This is a genomic window from Bradyrhizobium sp. G127, from assembly GCF_021502575.1.
Lineage (GTDB): Bacteria > Pseudomonadota > Alphaproteobacteria > Rhizobiales > Xanthobacteraceae > Afipia.
In genome coordinates, this window is record NZ_JAKFGN010000001.1 from 592,808 (window position 1) to 612,014 (window position 19,207).

A 19,207-nucleotide genomic window follows, 5' to 3' on the forward strand; every position below is an offset into this window, starting at 1 on the left:
TTGCAACAGGAGTTATGAAGGGGATGACAATGGCAACCAGGAACGACACACCAATGGGCCTGGATCGCATAAATGCCGTGTTCGTGTGGTGGGGACTATCAGGCACGGACAGTGTCGGCAAACTCAATGGTCAGTTCAAACGTTTTCAGGCTTTCACGTCCGATCTTCAAAAGGCTTATGGTGAGACATACAGCGCTCAGATCAGTTCCCTCTTTGGTGCCAATGAGCGAATCGGGCGCTTGCTTCTTGAACTCGTTCAGTGCCGGCGACCGCAGGATGTGATCGCCGCAGAATCGAGCGTGATGGCGGCCATCTTGGACGAGGCGTCGCTGCAGACGAAGACTTGGCTCGAACTCTCGCAGAAGGTTCAAGAATATTACGCGACCGTGGCCCGCGAGACTGCAGACGAGATCCGGCAGCAGGTAAACAAAGCCACTGACGCCGAACGCAACACCAAGTCTTCGTAGCCACCTGCTGGACGACTAAACTTCCCGTGAGAGTCGGCTCGAGAGCATTACCACGGCTGATATGTCGTCCTGATCTTCGAGCCGCTGTTCAAATTCTTTGAATTGAAGATCTGATGATGGAGATGGTGATGCTTGAAGCAAAGTCGGGTTCCGCTCTGATTGAAGTGCCGAAGGCTTCACCAAGTCAGCAGTTGGCTGTTCAACAGCGTGTTGTGGCCGCCGCTACAGCGAGTGACAAGAAACCGACCGGCGAGGGGTATCCAGTCCCGGCGTCATCCGTCTCAATGGCAGAGATCATGCGTAATCCCTTTGCCTATCAACAGGATTTCTTCGAGCGGTCTATTTTATTCTGGGATACGCTGCGCCAGCGCGCCAACAACATGATCGCGCATCAGCGTGCTGGCATGCCGCCGCTTCTCGACTTCGACTATGAGACGCTGGTCGATGCCCGCCGTTTCGAACGACCCGTCAATTACGCCCTCCTGCGGATCACCCGGATCGGCGACGATTGCATTGAAGATTGCGTCGATCCAGCGAAGCCGCCTGTTGTCATCGTTGACCCTCGAGCAGGGCAGGGGCCGGGCATCGGCGGCTTCAAGCGCGATTCCGAGGTTGGGATGGCCATGCACGAGGGCTATCCGGTCTATTTCGTTTCCTTTTTCCCTGAACCCTGCGCAGGCCAGACCCTGGCCGACGTGCTGCATGCGCTCAGACGTTTCGTCAAAGACGTGGTCAAGCGCCATCCCGGCAAGCCTCCGGTGCTCTATGGCAACTGTCAGGCCGGCTGGGCGGTCACCTTGCTCTCAGCGGACTGCGAAGGTTTGGTCGGGCCAGCCGTGCTCAACGGCTCTCCACTCTCCTATTGGGCGGGTGAATCCGGGGTGAATCCCATGCGGATCGCTGGCGGGCTGCTCGGCGGTGTCTGGTCCACCCATCTTCTCGCCGATCTCAACGACGGCCGTTTGGACGGCGCGTGGCTCGCCTTCAATTTCGAGAATCTTCAGCCCGAAGCCGTCTGGGAGAAATACGCTAACCTGTTCATGCATGTCGACACGGAACAGGAGCGCTTCCTTGAGTTTGAGCGGTGGTGGAATGGCTTCTACTTCCTCAGCCGGGAAGAGATCGTCGCCATCGTCGAGAACCTATTCATCGGCAATCGCCTTGAGGAGGGCAAGATGCGGATCTGCGATGGCTGCGTCGCCGACCTTCGGCGCATTCGCAATCCGCTGGTGATCTTCACTTCCTATGGCGACAACATCAGCCCACCACACCAAGCGCTCGGCTGGATCCCGGTCGTGTACAAGGATACAGGCGATCTCAAGGCCGCCGGCCAGCGCATCGTCTATCTGACGAACCCGCATGTTGGCCATCTCGGCATTTTCGTGTCGGCCAAGGTCGCGCGCTTCGAACATCGCGCGATACTCGAAAGCCTCGGTGAGATCGAGACCCTCGATCCCGGTCTCTACGAGATGAAGATCAACAATCCGACCGGCAATCCCGATTGCCATAAGCCGGAATATTCGGTCCGTTTCGAGGAGCGGCGCGTTGAAGATCTGCGGTTCGAGACACCGCGGGCGGCATTCGAGCAGGTTCGCCATTTGTCGGAGGTGAACGAGCAATTCTATAAAACGATGATCAGTCCGTTCGTGCGCATGGCCTCCAATCCCTGGACGGCGACCGCGCTCGAGTGGTTGCACCCTATGCGCGCGAGCCGCTACCTGCTTTCGGAATCCTTCAGTCCTTGGATGCACGGCGTCGCCTCGCTCGCGCGTCTGATTGAGCCACGCCGCCAGCCGCTGCTGGAGGGCGATGCCGATCTTCGTCGCGAACGGGAAGCGATCGGGCGAGTTTCCGAATCGATCGAAGACGGGCGCAAGCAGCGCGATGCGGTGGAGGAGCAGATATTTCGAATGCTTTACGATGGTGCCAAGTCAGCACGGCCGGCAGTGCTACCAGCCGCTGGTGCATCGCAATGATCGGTGACAAGTGCTCTTGGCGTTAAATAGTTGCCGCAAGGCAATCGATTTGACGACCCAGCATGGCGCCGTCGGTCTGTTAACATTCTACATCAGGGTTTTCCGCTGATGGCGCAATACTGCACAAAGCGACGAGTGGGTTGTCGGGCATCTCCAGACACCATGTCGACACGATGTCACTCGCCATGCGTTAACTGCGTGAACCCGTCATTGGCCGTGGCCCGGCCAGCAGAGCCAGAAGCCAACCGGGCCGGCGACGAGAGTGATCAATAGTCGGCCTGGGGCCACGCACAGATAGCGCGCTGCTAAACCTCAGGGCTGTCCGCAATGGAAGGAAGCACTCTATGGACTTCGGCAAAGATCCCCTCAGCGGCATCCTGATATTTGTGCTCGGCGTCCTCACCTTGGGAACGGCGGTATATTTCCTGGCGCTGCGCCCGCCACTTCTGCCGGAAGATATCCGATATTCCGGAATCGACATTGCGACCTTGCCGCCGGCATTTCTCGACTGGCTCGGCGTTGTGTTCCGGAGCTGGGGCGGTTTCATTGCCGGCTTTGGGATCGTGCTGCTGGGTATCGGCACCTTCGTGCTGACAGGACACACGCGGTGGCTTTCCTGGGCAACTGCGGCTGGCGTTGTCGTTGCCTTCGGGCGTTTCGTTTACGGCAACATCATCCTGAGTTCGGACTTTCTTTGGTTCATCGCGATCCTATTCCTTCTGGCAGCAGGTGCCGCTCTGTCTCTGCTGGTGAGGTACAGGCGATAAGGGCGCGGGATGAGCGGACCGGACCTGTGAAAGTGCAAGCAGTCTGAACGAGCTTTTCGACAAGTCGGGATCGTGAATGCGATGCTCTCAAGAGACAATTGTCTTCTGAAGGCTCGGCAATACGTGCAATTCAGGACCGGGCAAATGGAGCGTTCGAAATCTTTCGGGCTCAGTTTCCCGGAACAGCGGACATACTCAGCCATTCGAAGTGCGGTAACGTAACAAAGGCCACAAAACCGAGGACACCGGCCATAGCCGTGGCCCCGGCCAACGGCAGCCAGAAGCGAACCGGCCCGGCGACGATGGCAAGCGACAACCGGCCCAATGCGTTCGTCGTGAGCGAAAGAAGCACTGCATGCCCGACGGCCTCTACGGTCGCCGGTTGCCTGAGGAGTCGCAGCGCGCTGAGCACTGCAACGTCGACATCGAACATACCCGAGACGGCGGAAGTCGCTACCATTCCAAGGCTGCTTCCGACCGAGAAGGCGGCGCTCACCGTGGAGACAACTGCAAACAGCCCCGCGAAGAGGGCGAGCGGACCCAGTTCGAAGGGGTTACGCGGCAATTGCGTAGCTTCGCCCGACATCGCATGGCGCGACATGAAGAGAATGCCGCAGAGCGTAAAGCCACCAATCGCCGCCAGAATGGCCAAGCCCACAACGCCCAGTACGGGCGGCGCGACGATTGCAACAATCGCGGTCACCCGAATCAGGGATACGGTTGCAGCTAGGGCAGCCGCCCCCGCCAGCGGCCATTGATTTGCGGCGGTCTTGGCGCTTCGTGCCAAGGCCAACGTCACTGCGGTGGACGAGATGACCGCTCCCGCGAGACCGCTCACCAAGACTCCTCGAGTCGTACCGAACGCCCGAACGGCAATATATCCAAGGAAAGAAATGGCGGCCGTCAACATGGCGAAGAACCAGACCTGCTGAGGATTGAAGCCGCCCCAGGGATCGATGGCGCGGTTGGGCAGCAGCGGGAGGATGATTGCCGTCATCACGGCAAGCACCAGCGCAGAACGAAGCTCGATCCAGGAAATTCGTTTGAGAAGTCCGTGCAGAAGATCACGACTGGCGAGAACGGCAGTGAGTGCTGTCCCGGCGGCGGCGGCAGCGCGATGGTCCCCGACGACGGCGAGAGCACCCAGTGCGAACACGCCAAGCCCGGCGACAACGCCGGTTACGCTGTAGTTCTGATCATGAGCGGATTCACGCACATTGTACCACGCGAATACGGCGGTAAAGCCAAGGAAGCCTCCGATCAGCACGGAGGGCGCATTCAGACTGACGGCAAGCGCCGCGACGATACCACCGAGCAATCCCGCGATGCTGTACGTTCGGATGCCGGCAGTGCGGCCACCGTCGGGGGTTTCCCTCTCGCGCCAGCCGCGCTCGAGCCCAACAAGTAATCCAATCGCCAGAGCCAGGCCAAGTCGAGGGATCAGGGAATCCACGTCATGCACCGTGTCAGAAAAGTTCGGGTTTGGTTGCAATCCGCTGACGCAGGAGAGGTTGGTCCTCCGGCTGCATGGCGAGCGTCGTATATGCGCAAGGCTTAGTTTCCCTCTAGCGCGACAAGGCTTGTACGACCAGAAAGCGAGTATTTACTATCTACATCAGTCAGACACTAGGGAAGCACGACGGCGATCGAGGTTTTTTGTGTCTGTTTGGTCACCCGTGCAGCACATCGTTGCGCCGACAAAAATGATGCCGAGACACTGCCACGACGTCGGTGACAACGATGATTGAACCCGTCCACAATCACCTCATGGTTCGACCTTGATGATATCACCGGACCGGGCAGCGTATTCGAGAGCATAAGCGAGTTCGCCGTGCGTCTCGGCATGGACATGAAGCATTGGCTGGCCCTTATCAATTTCGTGGCCCAGCCGCACGTCCATGCGAACGCCGGCAGCCTTGGCCTCGGGGGCTCCGGCGAGTTTGGCAAGTCGGGCGAGCTTTCGGTTGTCGATATGGACAATACGTCCTGCATGCGGCGCCACAAGCGGGTGAACGTTGGAGGCGGTCGGGGGTGTGCGCATGCCACCCTGCGCCTCGCAGATGGCCTTAAATTTCGTCCAGGCTAAACCTTCGGCAAGCGTTTTGAGCGCGAGCCGAGTCCCTTCGCCCTTTTCGGCTTTTCTGCCGATTTCGAGCGCTGCGCCCGCAAGCGCCGCGGCGCGCCTCCTAAGGTCGTCCGGTGCATCGTGTGCATTTTGAAGGACAGCCAGGATGTCGAGAGCCTCAAGGGCCGGCCCGATACCCCGGCCGACGGGCTGCGACCCGTCGGTCTGGAGACATGTCGCGGTGAGGCCGAAGCGTGCTGCGACTATGCCAATACGCTTAGCAAGGTGATCGGCGCTCTCTTCGCTGCGGACCTTTGCGGTCGCACCGACAGGAATGTCGATCACCACATGGGTCGAGCCAGCGGAAATTTTCTTCGACAGCACGGAGGCGATAAGTTGGCCTTCGGTATCGATATCGAGTTCACGCTCGACGCGCAGAAAGATGTCGTCGGCAGGACTGAGATGCACCGCGCCGCCCCAGGCGATGCAGCCACCCTCGGTCTCCACGACACGCCTGAGCGTCGCAATATCGAGGTCGACTGGCGCAAGCGTCTCCATCGTGTCGGCCGTGCCCGCCGGCGAGGTTATCGCGCGCGAGGAGGTCTTGGGCATGATAAGGCCGTGCGCTGCAACGATGGCGACGATTATCGGCGTGGTGCGATTGCCCGGCAGGCCGCCGATACAGTGCTTGTCGATGACAATCGGAGCATCCCAGTGCATGCGATCGCCGACCTCGACCATCGCGCTAGTCAGGTCGGCGGTTTCCTCCTCATCCAAAGGCAGGGCAGCCCCCGCTGTCAGGAAAGCGGCAAGATGCACGTCGGTGTATCGGCCCGCTACGACGTCGTTGACGATCGCCCCAAACGCGGAGGCGTCGAGGCGGTTACCGTAGATGCGCCGGCGGACGCTTGCCAGCGATTCGATCGCAGGGGCGTGTGTTACTTTCACGGCCTCGCCGTTAACAATGCCGAGGATTATCCAGGCGGTCTCCGAAAGCGCAATCTCGTCATGCCCGACTAATCCGTCGCCCTCAACCTGGAAGAGGGTTGCCTGTACTTGTCGGTTGCCGGTCGAAACGAGGATCTGCGATCTTGCGGTAAGGCCCTCCGACCGGCAGACATGGCAGTCTGTGCGCATGATGACCACTGCCTGATGCTGGGTGTGGAGGCCGAGACGTTTGGCGCGGAGCATTGGCTGTGCGACTGCGTTGTTCGGTTCGAAGGCGGTCATAGATCGAACGCCTGATCCTGACGGGGAACGGTCGCGTTCCATCCGAGATCCTTGTCGATGCGAATGCGCAGCGCCTCAGCTGCTTCGGGCTCGCCATGCACGATGAAGACATGCGAGGGGCTGTGACGGAAGCCTGAGAGCCAGCGCATCAGTTCGTTGGCGTCCGCATGAGCCGAGAGCGTCGTTAAATCGTCGACCTCCGCACGAACGGGAATCCATTCGCCGTAAATCCTGATCTCCTGAGCACCCTGCAACATCGCTCGCCCTCGCGTCCCGGCGGCCTGGAAACCGGAGAACAGGATCGTGTTTCTCTGATCAGGTGCGAATGTCTTCAAATGATGGAGCACGCGTCCGCCGGTCGCCATACCGCTCGCGGAGATCACCACCTTGGGATAGCGGCTGGCGGTGATCGCTTTGGAAGCTTCGACATCTCTTGTGTAAGTTGCAATTCCGCAGATCGCGCCGCAGACGTCCGGTGTGAGGCGATGATCAGCACGGTGCGCGTGAAGCAAGTCGGTCGCGTTGATCGCCATGGGGCTGTCGAGATAGATCGGAATATTCGAAAGTCTGCCGGCGGTCTTCAACTTCCATAAATGATAGAGCAGCGATTGCGCGCGTCCGACGGCGAAGGCCGGGATCACGACGGTGCCGCCGCGCTGAACCGTCCGCTCGATGACGGCGCCGAGAAGCTCTGTGCTGTCGCCCGGCTCATGGACGCGGTTGCCATAGGTAGATTCGATGACAATGTAGTCAGCTTCCAGGATCGGCTCGGGATCGAGCATCACCGGATCGCTATAGCGTCCGAGATCGCCGGAGAAAGCAATGCGGCGGCCAGCCCATTCGATGTCGGCGGTTGCGGCGCCCAGGATGTGCCCGGCATGACGGAATGTCAGCGCCGCGCCACCCGGAAGCTGAATGGTCTTACCGAAGGGGACGGGCGAAAAGAACTCAACCGTACGTTCGGCGTCGTGAATGCCGTAGAGCGGCAAGGCGGGCTTGTGCTTCGAGAATCCCTTGCGGTTAGCGTATTCGGCATCCTTCTCCTGAAGATAGCCGCTGTCATTGAGGATCATCTCGGCCACATCGCGCGTGGCGTCGGTTGCGAAGATGCGGCCTCGAAAGCCATCGCGTATAAGCTTGGGCAGATAGCCGGAATGGTCGAGATGGGCGTGGGTCAGCACGATCGCGTCAATGCTGGACGGCTCGATCGGCAATGGCACCCAGTTCAGGTCACGCAAATTCTTCAGGCCCTGGAATAGGCCGCAGTCGATCAGAATGCGCTTTCCGCCGTGAGAAAGTAGATGTTTCGAGCCGGTGACGGTTCCCGCACCGCCAAGTGAAGTGAGTGTGAGCATGATGGCCTTCAGATCGAGGGTTGGAAAAGATCAGCCGGGTCATCCCGTCCGTCGATGGCGTCGCGTTCGGCTGGCGTGAGCAATTCGTTGCGTTGCCACCCGGCAAGCGCGGTCGATGCATCGATCAGGTGAGCCCAGGAGCAGCGATTGGCGAACAGCATGCCGGCGACGTCGAGCGTGCCGCCGCGGCTAATGTAGCCGCGTGCGGCCGTTCGTGTCGGGCCGCCGTCCAGCCGGCGCAACAGGCCGAGCATCGGCTCGGGCCGCGTATGAGTGACGATCAAGCGGGGAAGTAGCGGGGGAAACAACGCGGCAAGATCTTTGTCGCTCGCAGTGAAGGCGGCCTCAATCGAATCGCGCGGCGCACGGAAGCGACCCGGCTCCGCCATTGCCGTCACAAGGGCTTTGAGGCCGCGCGCCGAGAGGCGTCGCGACGCCTTAAGCGCCTCCTCAAGCTGGTAGGCCCCGATCGCCACTAGTTGCAGGTCGGCTTTGTCGGGATTGCCGTCGATATGGGCCGCGCCTTCAGTGACGAAGCGGCTCGCGGCTTCACCATCGAGCCGGTGCGGCATGTCGCGCTTCGACACGATGAGGCAAGCTACCTGGCCACGCCCCTCGTAGACCGAACGGAGCGTCGCCATGGCGCTGTTGGCATCGACGGGAAACATAACACGGGCGGTGTCCGACATTTCGCCGAGCAATGCCTCACCGATCGTCGGATCCTGGTGCGACTGCTCGTTCTTGGAGTTCTCCCAAGTATGAGAGGTTACGACGAGGGGGACCGAAATCCAGCCGGGTTCTTGGCCAATCTCACGCTGCCGCCGGGCGAAGACGATTTCCTGACGCAGACCTCCAAGCATCTTCATGGCGAAGGCTTCGTAGCTGACAATTAGGTTGATCCCGCCTTTGTTGGCAAGCGCCGCACCCGCCACTGCTTCCTCGTTCAGCGCGGTGACGATGGCCCCATTGATCGCCTCCGCCACGCCGGGCTCCGACGCGTTGACGCGATGCCGCAAGCGATCGAGGGTCGCGCCCATGTGGTTGGAGCGCAACTCGTCGGGGTTGCCGACCCGCGGCCGCAAGCCCGGATTGGCGTCGACGACACGCACGAACCAGCGATCGAGCGCGTGCATGGCGCAGTCGGGCGGCTCGCCCGCGCGAGTCCATTTGGGCTCGGGAAACCGCGGTAGCGGCGGTCGGCGGATTGCCAGCGGATGCCTGCTTTCGAGGGGTCGATTTTGCTGGCCGTTGATGGCTAGTGTGCTCACCGCGCGACCGATCTCTTCGGGTGACACAAAGAGCGTGGCGCAAGCCTCGTTGAAGGCGAGTCGCGCCGCTTCGTCCCGAAACGGATTTCCATCGATCGGAAGATTGTGCGCGGCATTTGTGCCCGCGCCCGGAAAGCCGAACCCCTTGACTGTCTCGGCGATCACATAGGGGATGGGTGCGGGATAGGTGTGGTCGGCATCGGCGGCGAAACGTTCAAGACGCTCCTCGGCCGTGAGGATCGCCCAGGCGAAGGCGGCTGGGTCCCGTCCGTCTATGGCGAACGGATCGAAGCCATTATGGCGAAGATGGGCTGCGAGCCAATCGGAACCGCCCTGCTGGGCGATCTGCGCGCGCTCCTCGATGCGGCGTCCGTTGAGGATCATGACGGGGATCGCAAGGCCCGAATCCTCGGCGCGCCACCAACGGGGTGTCCAGTCGGAGCCGCGCTGCTCCTCGAAAGCACCGTCGCTCAGGAAGGCGATAAGGCTCTCCCCCGGAAGCGGCATGTGGACGTATTGGACTTCCGCGAAGCCAAGATAGCCGCCTTCGGAGATCGCGCCAGCGGTGTTGGGACCGGCATGGCTCCCGAGCGGGACCGCGGCGCTACCCTCCGCATCGATGGCATAGGAATAGAAATCTGCGGCGAGTTGAGAGAGGCCCTTCTCGGTCCGGTCGTATCGGCCTTTCTGTGCCGGCGAAACATCGCCGGTCAGCGCATTGACAGCTTCGATCGCGGCGACGCAGTGACCTTGCCCCATTATCCAGGAGCGGGTCGTTGCGGTGATCGAGTTGGCGGCGAGATAGCCGACGAAGGCCGGAACCATATTGAGTGAGCCGCCAGTATGGCCTTCGGGGGTTGGCTTGAAGGCGTCCGCCGGCAATGGGGCGCCGGACAGATCGACCCGGCGCGCATAGGTCATATGGACGACGGTCCACATCGCCGCGCAGGTCAGCCGGTCGGCGGCAGCGAGTAGGTTGTAGAGCGTGTCGGCATCAAGCGGTGTGGATGCCGCTAAGCTGGCAATGCGATCGGCTGTTTCAGCGCTGTGTTGAATCGGTCCGTAACCCTTCCGCCATTGCTCGAATGCGGCCGATTTCAATTCGCTCATACTTCCTGCCCACGCTTGTGTGATTGTGTTCCGTGTCCGGGCATTCCGCTTAGGCGACGTCGCAGTTGACACCACTCGGCCGGGTCGAATGATTGTTGGCAGAATTGCTCCGTAGCTCGTATCGGGTTGTCTAGAAGAGGACCCTGAAAACGAGCAAGGTCGCCAGCCCAGCCAGGACAAGCCAACACGACCAGTAAAGCGCTTTCATCCAGACGACTTCCGGTCGCCCAAGATCGCGTTCGGTCGCGTGCTTGTCGTACATGCCCCAGCCATGCATCAGAGCTCCTGTGACTAGCACGAATAGAGCTAAATCGGCGATGTAGGGCGACGCCATCGCTCCCAGCCCAAGGCCGAGAAGGCCGGCGCCAAAGGATGACGCCAGTTCTGCCCGCTTCAAACGAGAATTGGATGCCGCAACGGGGTCGCTCTGCTTCACTTGCCGTTCTCCGGAGGGGCTTCGGCATCATCGTCCGGCCGTCCATGGCGGAGGATCGCTGGCCGGAAAGGAGTCCATGCCCGCTCGCTCAACCTCATCCAGCGGTTCCGGTGGCCGACGGTGACGGATCAAGTCCTCCTCGGCTTTATCCGCGAACGCGATGGCGGACGCAATCAGCGGCGCGAGGGGAATGGCATTGCTCGGATGCGAAACACTGTCACTGGAGACGATCCGCTGTGCGACGGCCTGAAGACGCTCGTAGGCGTCGTCGGCGAGGACACCATGGACTACTGCACAGATCGGCCGTGGCAGCCCCTGAAGTGGCAATTGCCGGGCCGCCTCGATCATCGTGCGGCCGGAGGAAGCGATGTCATCCACGAGAACCGGTTGCCGCCCACGCCATTCCGAAAGATCAGGGAGTTCGACGTCGACGCTGCGGTCGCCATGCCTGATCTTGCGCAGAACGGCATAGGGTGCGCCGATGCGTGCTGCAATGGCCGAGACCCACTGGTTGCTTTCCTCATCTGGCCCGATGATGAAAGGCTTTTCCACTTCTGCCGCGATCCAGTTGGCGAGAAGTGGCGCGGCATGAAGCGTCTCGGTTGGGATCGTGTAGAGCGCGGAAAGAGCGGGATAGCGATGAAGGTGTGGATCGACAGTCACCAGTCGATCGAAGGTTGAGGACGCAAGACGGGCGAAGGTTTTTGACGTTACTGCCTCGCCGGTAAGAAAGCGACGATCTTGCCGCATATAGGCGAGATAAGGTGCAATGAGTGTGACCTCGCGCGCGCCGAGCGACCGGGCCGCATCGGCTGCGAAAACGAGACGCAGGAAGCCGTCGTCCGGCCGCGCCAATGTGCAGACGAGATCGACATGTCGGTCCGCGACATCCGATAGAATCCGCACATAGGTTTCTCCGTCGGGAAAATGGCGTGTCTCGATCTCGCCAAGCTCCCATCTTCCGGCTTCTGCCAAATGGCGGGCGAAGGTCTCGTTTCCGGGTAGGGGCAGAATCAGGCGCATGACCGTCTGCTCGTTTGATCTGGCGACGCCTTCATTTGTGCCGCCTGTAGAAACGCAGAAACTGCGCGTTGATGGCAACGATGACAGTACTGGCCGACATGAAGACGGCGGCGACGGCCGGGGTCATGAGGAAACCCGTTCCGAAGGTGATGCCGGCCGCCATCGGGATGGCAATTGCGTTATAACCGGTCGCCCAGATCAGGTTTTGCACCATCTTGCGGTACGTGGCGCGCGACAGGCCGAGGATTGCGGCCACATCGCGTGGGTCGCTCCTGACCAGGACGACGTCGGCGGATTCCACGGCGACATCGGTACCGGCACCGATGGCGATCCCGAGATCGGCTACGACCAGCGCCGGCGCGTCATTCACGCCGTCGCCAACCATGGCGACCTGCAGGCCGCGGGCCTGCAACTCCTCGATCTTCTCGGACTTCTGGTCCGGCAGCACCTCGGCGAAATACTCAGCTATGCCCAATTCCTCAGACACAGCCTGGGCCACACCCTTGGCATCTCCAGTAAGCATCACGGAGTTGATGCCGAGCGCCTTCAATTCGGCGATGGCCTCCTTCGATTCCGGCCGGACAATATCGGCAAGCGCGAACAGTGCGCGCGGCTCTTCAGCGCGGACAAGAACGACGACGGTCTTGCCTTGACTCTCTAATTGCTTGAGCCGCTCGTGGTCGATCGCCTTGCCCTGCCTGGAGAGATGGCCGGGGCTGACGATACGGATGTCCTGACCATCGACACTGGCAACGATGCCCTCTCCGGTAATGTTGCGAACGTCGCTGGCCTTCGGGACAGTCAGGCTGCGATTCTTTGCCTCGGCTACGATACCGTGGGCGATCGGATGTTCGGACTGGCTCTCGGCTGCGGCTGCGAACGCGAGTTCCTCGTCCTCGCTGCCGCCGGTGAGCAGTACAATGTCACTGACTCCAAAACGACCCTCTGTCAGCGTGCCAGTTTTGTCGAAGACGACTGCGTTGAGGTTACGCGCCCGCTCGAACGCCGCACGGTCGCGGATCAGAAGCCCGTTCCCGGCGGAAAGCGACGTACTGACGGCAACGACGAGCGGAACGGCAAGGCCGAGCGCATGCGGGCAGGCGACGACCATTACGGTTACCATCCGCTCGAGCGCAAACTGGAGCGACGCACCGAACACCAGCCACCAAACGAAGAACGTGCCGAAGCCAACAGCGAGAGCGATATAGGTCAGCCAGGCGGCAGCGCGGTTTGCGATATCTTGTGTCCGCGATCTTGTCGCCTGCGCCTTCTTTACGAGGTCGATGACTTGGGCGAGATAGGTCGCATCGCCGGTGGCCGTCACTTCGATGGTCACGGCATTGGCGCCGTTGATCGCGCCGCCGATGGCGGTGGCGCCAACCGTCTTCGAGACCGGGCGGGATTCTCCGGTCAGCATCGCCTCGTTGAAGCCGGATGATCCTTCGATAATCGTCCCGTCTACGGGCACCTTGGCGCCAGGGCGGACGAGAACCCGATCCCCCGGCTGCAATGCTGAGATGGAAACCTCGCGCGTCGAGCCGTCGGGGTCGATTTTTGTTGCGCTGTCAGGCAGCAAGCGGACCAGTTCCTCGAGTGCGCGCGATGCACCCATCACGGAGCGCATCTCGACCCAGTGGCCGAGAAGCATGATGGCGACCAAAGTCACGAGCTCCCAATAGAACGGCTCTCCCGGAAAGCCAAAAGTGGTGGCGGCCGAGAAGAAGTAAGCGGCCGAGATCGCCAGCGCGATCAAGGTCATCATTCCGGGCTGCCCTTTTCGCAGTTCGGACGTAAAGCCCACGAGGAACGGCCAGCCGCCATAGACATAGGCGATCGTCGAAAGAGCGAATAGGACCAGTCCGTCTCCAGCAAAGGCGAGCTTTTGGGCGACGCCTAGCCAGTGCTGGATCATTGGAGAAAGAAGCAGGACCGGCGGCGTGAGAATGAGCGTGACCCAGAACCGTTTGCGGAAGTCAGCGACCATTGCGGAGTGGTCGTGGCCGCCGTGCCCGGCATGCTCGGAATGGCTGGATCCGGCAGCGGCCACAATCTTGGCATCGGTATGGTCGTTTTGCCGGCGGCCGGCTGCATGACCAACGTGGTTGTGGGTATGAGGCCGATCGGATGTCATTCTACGCACCTGCTGTTTGTTACGGCCTTCGGGAGAATATGGCGCCCATGGAATGTTTAACGAAGCTTGGCCCGCGTGAGACGCGAGCGCTATTTCATGCGGGATCTGTTTGGTCGCTGCTTCCCCAAAGCATGTCTTTGATCAAGGTTAAGTTTGCCGATCGTTTCATCTCGTAGGCAAGGTCAACACTGACAGCCTCTTTGCTCATTCGCGGGGCCAGGCGATGCCGCACTCGGAGAGAAGGAGGCCGATCAAGTGTAAGGGAGATCGTTCAGGTCCTGATCATCTGCTGGATGGATCCGCCATGCAATAAGCCGCGACGATGAAAGCAGGTATAGACGTGGAGATAATCTCAGTTGCTCGGTGCGGAGAAGAAGCTGACAAAATAGACCGGCTGGCCTTCATGCAGCGCGATCCCAATCTCTGAGTCGCGCTTAAACCCACCGATGCCCGGGCCGTGGCCGGCAGGCGGGTCGATGACAATGACCGACGGCTTGGTGTCATCGATGCAATCGTCCGAGCACGCTCCTCGCCGACCGTCGTAATGCAGAGCATGGCATGTAATGCAATCTTTTGAAGCGGCTTCATTTGCCGGCACTTTTGTGAGCCCGTGAGCGTTCCGTGGTTCATCTCTAGGGAAAGCTCACCGAAAGCTTGCGTTGATCTCTTTCAAACTCGCCTTACCCGGGCACAGCTCCTTCTCGCCGAGCGAGTTGAGCGGCGCGTCCACCGTATTAAGATGATCGTGCAGATCCTCGGCCTTGGGAGCCAGATAAACGAGACCGGTCACGATCTCAGCCTTGTCTTGATGTTTGAGCAGAAAATCCATTGCCAAACGACGGTCATGCACGTCGTAGTCGCCGGCCAGCTTGCGCAGCTTTAGCCAAGTCCCGTCATGCTGCTGCACCAGTTCGACTGTACCGGGTTCGTAATCGACCGTGATCGGTGTGCGGCCAGTGATGAAATCGAGCCGATTGACCGCAATGTTATGTTCACGCACGTAGTCAAAGCTTTTCGTTGATCCCGGATGGTTGTTGAAGGCAATGCAAGGTGAAATCACATCGATGACGGCCGCGCCTTCGTGCTCGATCGCAGCCTTGATCAACGAAACGAGCTGGACCTTGTCGCCGGAGAATGACCGTGCGACGAAGCTCGCACCGAGCTGTAGCGCCATGCCGACGAGGTCTATCGCGTTGTCGGTATTAACGACGCCGCGTTTCGATTTTGAGCCATGGTCGGCAGTCGCGGAGAACTGGCCCTTGGTCAAACCGTACACCCCGTTATTCTCGACGATGTAGACCATGTTGACGCCGCGTCGCAGTGCATGGGCAAATTGGCCCAAGCCAATCGAGGCGCTGTCACCGTCCCCCGACACGCCGAGATAGATCAGGTCACGATTGGCCAGGCTGGCGCCAGTCAGGATCGAAGGCATGCGGCCGTGCACGGTATTGAAACCGTGCGAATTACCTAAAAAATAGGTTGGTGTCTTGGACGAACAGCCGATACCGGAAATCTTCGCCACGCGGTGCGGCTGGATCGATAATTCGAAACATGCCTCGATAATGGCCGCTGTGATCGAGTCATGCCCGCAGCCGGCGCAGAGCGTAGTGACCGAGCCTTCGTAATCGCGGTGAGTGTAGCCAAGTGTGTTTTTCGGCAGTTCGGGGTGATGGAATTTCGGCTTGGCAAGATAAGTCATGACATCACCTTTTGCAGCGGAATTGCCGTAAGTGCGTTAAGTCGATCGGCTATACCGTGCGCAATAAAATGCGCAGTGATAGGCGTTCCGTCATAGTGCAGGATCGGCACCAGCCGGATTGGATCGATTCCGCACTCATTGATGATCAACGAGCGCAGTTGCGCATCGCGGTTCTGCTCGACCACGAACACGAAGTCGTGGTCGGCAATGAAACTCGTCACGCTTGAGTGGAACGGGAAGGCACGCACGCGCATCTGGTCGAGGACGTTGCCGCCGGCCTCCAGCATCTGGATAGCCTCGTCCATGGCGGGCGAGGTTGAGCCGTAATAGATGACGCCGAATTTGGCTGGCTTCGCCGCGGTCGCCTGTAGCGGCCGCGGCACCAAATCCTTCGCTGTCTCGAATTTGCGCAGTAGACGCTCCATGTTATCGACGTAAGCGCTGCCTTCTTCGCTATAACGCGCGTAGCGGTCGCGCGAGGTGCCGCGGGTAAAGAATGAGCCCTTGGTCGGATGGGTGCCGGGATAGGTGCGGTAGGGAATTCCGTCGCCGTCAACATCGAGATAGCGGCCGAAGTCCTTGCCGGCGTCAAGATCGGCGGCGGTCATCACCTTGCCGCGGTCGTATTTGCGATTTTCGTCCCATGTCAGCGGTCGGCAAAGACGATGGTTCATGCCGATATCGAGATCCATCATGATCAGAATGGGTGTCTGTAGGCGATCGGCGAGGTCGAAGGAGAGCGCGCTGAACTCGAACGCCTCGGCCGGATCCTCAGGGAAGAGCAGCACGTGCTTTGTGTCGCCATGCGAGGCATAGGCTGCGATCAAGACGTCAGATTGCTGGGTGCGGGTGGGCATGCCGGTCGAGGGTCCGCCACGTTGGACATCAATGATCACGGCCGGGATTTCTGCGAAATAGGCGAGTCCAAGAAATTCCTGCATCAGCGAGATGCCAGGTCCCGAGGTCGGGGCGAAGGCGCGCGCGCCATTCCATGCCGCACCGATTACTATGCCACTGGAGGCCAGTTCGTCTTCGGTCTGAATGATGGCGTAGCTATTTTTTCCCGTTTTGGCGTCAACCCGATAGCGCTCACAATAAGACGAAAAGGCGTCAGCAATCGAGGTGGAGGGCGTAATAGGATACCATGCGCAAACCGTGGCGCCGCCAAAGACAGCGCCAAGAGCAGCCGCCGAATTGCCCTCGATGAGGATACGATCGCCCACAGCATCGGCGCGCTTCACACGTAGGCCGATCGGGCACTTGATATTTTGCAGCGTCCAATCACGACCGATATGGAAGGCGCGTATGTTGGGCTCGATTAGCTCATCCTTACCTTTGTATTGCTCGCCGATCAGCTTATCGACTTCGTTAACATCCATGTCGAGGAGCGCGGCAAGGGCGCCAATATACATAATGTTCTTGAACAACTGGCGTTGGCGCGGGTCGGTGTATTCGCGGTTGCAAATCTCACCCAGCGGGACACCCAAAATCCCGATATCGTCGCGGAAATGCGACTTCGGAACTGGTCTGGTCGAATCGTAAAGCAGATATCCGCCAGGCTCGATCGCCGCCATGTCCTTGTCGAAGGTCTGCGGGTTCATTGCGACCATTAGATCGGTGCCGCCGCGAGCGCCGAGATAGCCCGACTCGGAGATCCGCACCTCATACCAAGTCGGCAAGCCCTGGATGTTTGACGGAAATATGTTGCGTGGGGAGACCGGCACGCCCATACGCAGTACCGCCCGCGCGAACAATTCATTGGCGCTTGCAGAGCCTGATCCATTGATATTGGAAAATCGCACGACAAAGTCGTTCACGCGGCTGATTGGAATCTTGCTCGGCATGGCGTACCTGCATAAGTCATTTCAATGAGATATTTCTGCATGTCCCAAGCACCGGTCGGGCAGCGCTCGGCGCAAAGTCCACAATGCAGGCAGACATCCTCGTTCTTCACCATGACCCGTCCAGTCTTCAGATCGTCGGCGACATAAAGATCCTGGAAATGGTTCTTCGCCGGCGCTCGCAGCTGCGTCCGCAATTCATCTTCTTCCCCATTCGCGGTGAAGGTGATGCAATCCATCGGGCAGATATCGACGCAGGCATCGCATTCGATGCAGAACTGGCTGGTGAACACCGTTTGCACGTCGCAATTCAGGCAGCGGTATGCTTCGCCCAGTGCGAGATTGAGGTCGTAACCGAGTTCGACCTCCGTCCGGATGTCCTTCAGCGCCACCTCCTGGTCGCGCAACGGTACGCGGTAGCGGTGATCGGTCGTGATCTCGTTATGATAGGACCATTCATGAATACCCAGTTTCTGACTCTCGATCTGCACGTCAGGCAGCGGACGTTCCTTGATGTCCTCGCCGAACAGCAGACGGTGGATCGAGAGCGCTGCATCATGGCCGTGTGCCACTGCTGAGATGATGTTCTTAGGGCCGAAAGCGGCGTCGCCGCCAAAAAATACTTTTGGATTGCTTGAGACGAAGGTCGTCTCCGCGACAACCGGCATGTTCCATTTGTCGAAATCGATGCCGATGTCGCGCTCGATCCAGGGAAACGCGTTTTCCTGCCCGACCGCGATCACGACGTCGTCGCATGGAAAATGTTGCAATGGAGCGCCGGTCGGAGTTACGACCCAGCGGCCGTTTTCGTTGACAGTCTTCACCGGTTCGAACAGCACGCCTGTCAGTTGGCTGCCCTCGTAAGTGAACGCCTTGGGCGCCAGATTGACGGAGATTGTGATACCCTCGCTGAGAAGAGCATCCTTCTCCCAGTTCGAGGCTGTCATGTTCTCGAAATCCTCGCGAACGAGAATCTTCACGTCCTCGCCGCCGAGACGGCGTGCCGAACGTCCGCAGTCCATGGCGGTATTGCCGCCGCCGATGACGATGACGCGCTTGCCGATTTTATCGGCATGGCCGAACGACACCGAGGACAGCCACGCGATGCCGATGTGAATGTTCTTGGTTGCTTCCTTGCGGCCGGGAATATCGAGATCGCGGCCGCGCGGCGCGCCAGAGCCAACGAACACCGCGTCATAGCCTTCCGCGAGAAGGGCCTTCAGGCTGTCGATACGTTCGCCGCTATGAAATGTTATGCCAAGGTTGAGGATGTAGTCACATTCCTCGTCAATGACGGAATCGGGTAATCGGAATTTCGGGATTTGGCTGCGCATCATGCCGCCGGCTCTTTGATTGCCGTCGAACATGATGCAGTCATAGCCGAGTGGAGCGAGATCGCGGGCGACCGTGAGTGAAGCAGGTCCGGCGCCCACGAGCGCAATGCGCTTGCCATTTTTTCGCGCAACGGGTTTCGGCAGCCGATCGCGAATATCGTCCTTGAAATCGGCAGCCACGCGCTTTAGGCGGCAGATCGCGACCGGCTCCTTCTCCACACGCCCGCGTCGGCAGGCCGGTTCGCACGGGCGGTCGCAGGTGCGTCCGAGGATTCCTGGAAACACATTCGACCTCCAGTTGATCATATAGGCGTCTGAATACCGACCCTGCGCAATCAACCGGATGTATTCAGGAACAGGAGTGTGCGCCGGACATGCCCACTGGCAGTCCACCACCTTGTGGAAATAGTCCGGCGCGGAAATGTCAGTTGGCCTCACCCGATCATCTCCTTCGGGTCCATGTCTCCACAGCTTGCGATTTTGAGACCGATCGTCGGAACGAGAG

Annotated in this window: 14 protein-coding genes; 3 read left to right on the forward strand and 11 right to left on the reverse strand. The window is 59.9% G+C overall.

Going from position 1 to position 19,207, the window contains the following annotated elements; genetic code table 11:
- The first annotated feature begins 29 nt into the window (after nucleotides 1–29).
- The 3 genes from LVY71_RS02850 (at nucleotide 30) to LVY71_RS02860 (ending at nucleotide 3,210) form a co-directional block, all read left to right on the forward strand.
- The gene (locus LVY71_RS02850) at nucleotides 30–467 is read left to right on the forward strand and encodes a hypothetical protein (protein WP_235097995.1); all 438 of its coding nucleotides are present in this window, start codon (nucleotides 30–32) and stop codon (nucleotides 465–467) included.
- 284 nt (nucleotides 468–751) lie between these two features.
- A complete protein-coding gene (locus LVY71_RS02855) occupies nucleotides 752–2,443 on the forward strand; it encodes a DUF3141 domain-containing protein (RefSeq protein ID WP_235099997.1) in 1,692 nt (563 codons plus the stop codon).
- Between the two features lie 344 nt (nucleotides 2,444–2,787).
- On the forward strand, nucleotides 2,788–3,210 hold the full coding sequence (locus LVY71_RS02860; protein ID WP_235097997.1) for a hypothetical protein: 423 nt from the start codon (nucleotides 2,788–2,790) through the stop codon (nucleotides 3,208–3,210).
- Nucleotides 3,211–3,379: 169 nt separating this feature from the next.
- Here LVY71_RS02860 and LVY71_RS02865 read toward each other — a convergent pair whose 3' ends face one another.
- The 11 genes from LVY71_RS02865 to LVY71_RS02915 form a co-directional block, all read right to left on the reverse strand.
- Nucleotides 3,380–4,663 carry an MgtC/SapB family protein gene (locus LVY71_RS02865; RefSeq protein WP_235097999.1) on the reverse strand — a complete coding sequence of 428 codons (1,284 nt, stop codon included), beginning with the start codon at nucleotides 4,661–4,663 and terminating at the stop codon, nucleotides 3,380–3,382.
- 312 nt (nucleotides 4,664–4,975) lie between these two features.
- A complete protein-coding gene (locus tag LVY71_RS02870; protein WP_235098000.1) occupies nucleotides 4,976–6,505 on the reverse strand; it encodes a thymidine phosphorylase family protein in 1,530 nt (509 codons plus the stop codon).
- Nucleotides 6,502–7,860, reverse strand: a complete 1,359-nt coding sequence (locus LVY71_RS02875) for an MBL fold metallo-hydrolase RNA specificity domain-containing protein (protein ID WP_235098002.1) — start codon at nucleotides 7,858–7,860, stop codon at nucleotides 6,502–6,504. Before LVY71_RS02875 ends, LVY71_RS02870 begins: the two co-directional genes overlap by 4 nt.
- An 8-nt stretch (nucleotides 7,861–7,868) precedes the next feature.
- Entirely contained in the window at nucleotides 7,869–10,418 is a 2,550-nt protein-coding gene (locus tag LVY71_RS02880; RefSeq protein WP_502797529.1) for a phosphoketolase family protein, read from the reverse strand.
- Complete coding sequence (locus LVY71_RS02885) at nucleotides 10,369–10,674, reverse strand: hypothetical protein (protein ID WP_235098004.1); 306 nt, start codon at nucleotides 10,672–10,674, stop codon at nucleotides 10,369–10,371. The genes LVY71_RS02880 and LVY71_RS02885 overlap by 50 nt, the downstream gene beginning before the upstream one ends.
- 27 nt (nucleotides 10,675–10,701) lie before the next feature.
- Nucleotides 10,702–11,697: a ribose-phosphate pyrophosphokinase gene (locus tag LVY71_RS02890; RefSeq protein ID WP_235098006.1), complete on the reverse strand. Its 996-nt coding sequence runs from the start codon at nucleotides 11,695–11,697 to the stop codon at nucleotides 10,702–10,704.
- A 31-nt stretch (nucleotides 11,698–11,728) separates the two neighbouring features.
- Entirely contained in the window at nucleotides 11,729–13,828 is a 2,100-nt protein-coding gene (locus LVY71_RS02895; protein WP_235098008.1) for a heavy metal translocating P-type ATPase, read from the reverse strand.
- Nucleotides 13,829–14,180: 352 nt separating this feature from the next.
- Nucleotides 14,181–14,426 carry a DUF3141 domain-containing protein gene (locus LVY71_RS22935; RefSeq protein WP_349629874.1) on the reverse strand — a complete coding sequence of 82 codons (246 nt, stop codon included), beginning with the start codon at nucleotides 14,424–14,426 and terminating at the stop codon, nucleotides 14,181–14,183.
- A gap of 45 nt (nucleotides 14,427–14,471) precedes the next feature.
- Nucleotides 14,472–15,527: a 2-oxoacid:ferredoxin oxidoreductase subunit beta gene (locus LVY71_RS02905; RefSeq protein ID WP_235098010.1), complete on the reverse strand. Its 1,056-nt coding sequence runs from the start codon at nucleotides 15,525–15,527 to the stop codon at nucleotides 14,472–14,474.
- Nucleotides 15,524–17,371, reverse strand: coding sequence for a 2-oxoacid:acceptor oxidoreductase subunit alpha (locus LVY71_RS02910; protein ID WP_235098012.1), 1,848 nt, complete (start codon nucleotides 17,369–17,371; stop codon nucleotides 15,524–15,526). The genes LVY71_RS02905 and LVY71_RS02910 overlap by 4 nt, the downstream gene beginning before the upstream one ends.
- Nucleotides 17,341–19,140, reverse strand: coding sequence for an FAD-dependent oxidoreductase (locus LVY71_RS02915; RefSeq protein WP_235098014.1), 1,800 nt, complete (start codon nucleotides 19,138–19,140; stop codon nucleotides 17,341–17,343). The genes LVY71_RS02910 and LVY71_RS02915 overlap by 31 nt, the downstream gene beginning before the upstream one ends.
- Nucleotides 19,141–19,207: the final 67 nt, after the last annotated feature.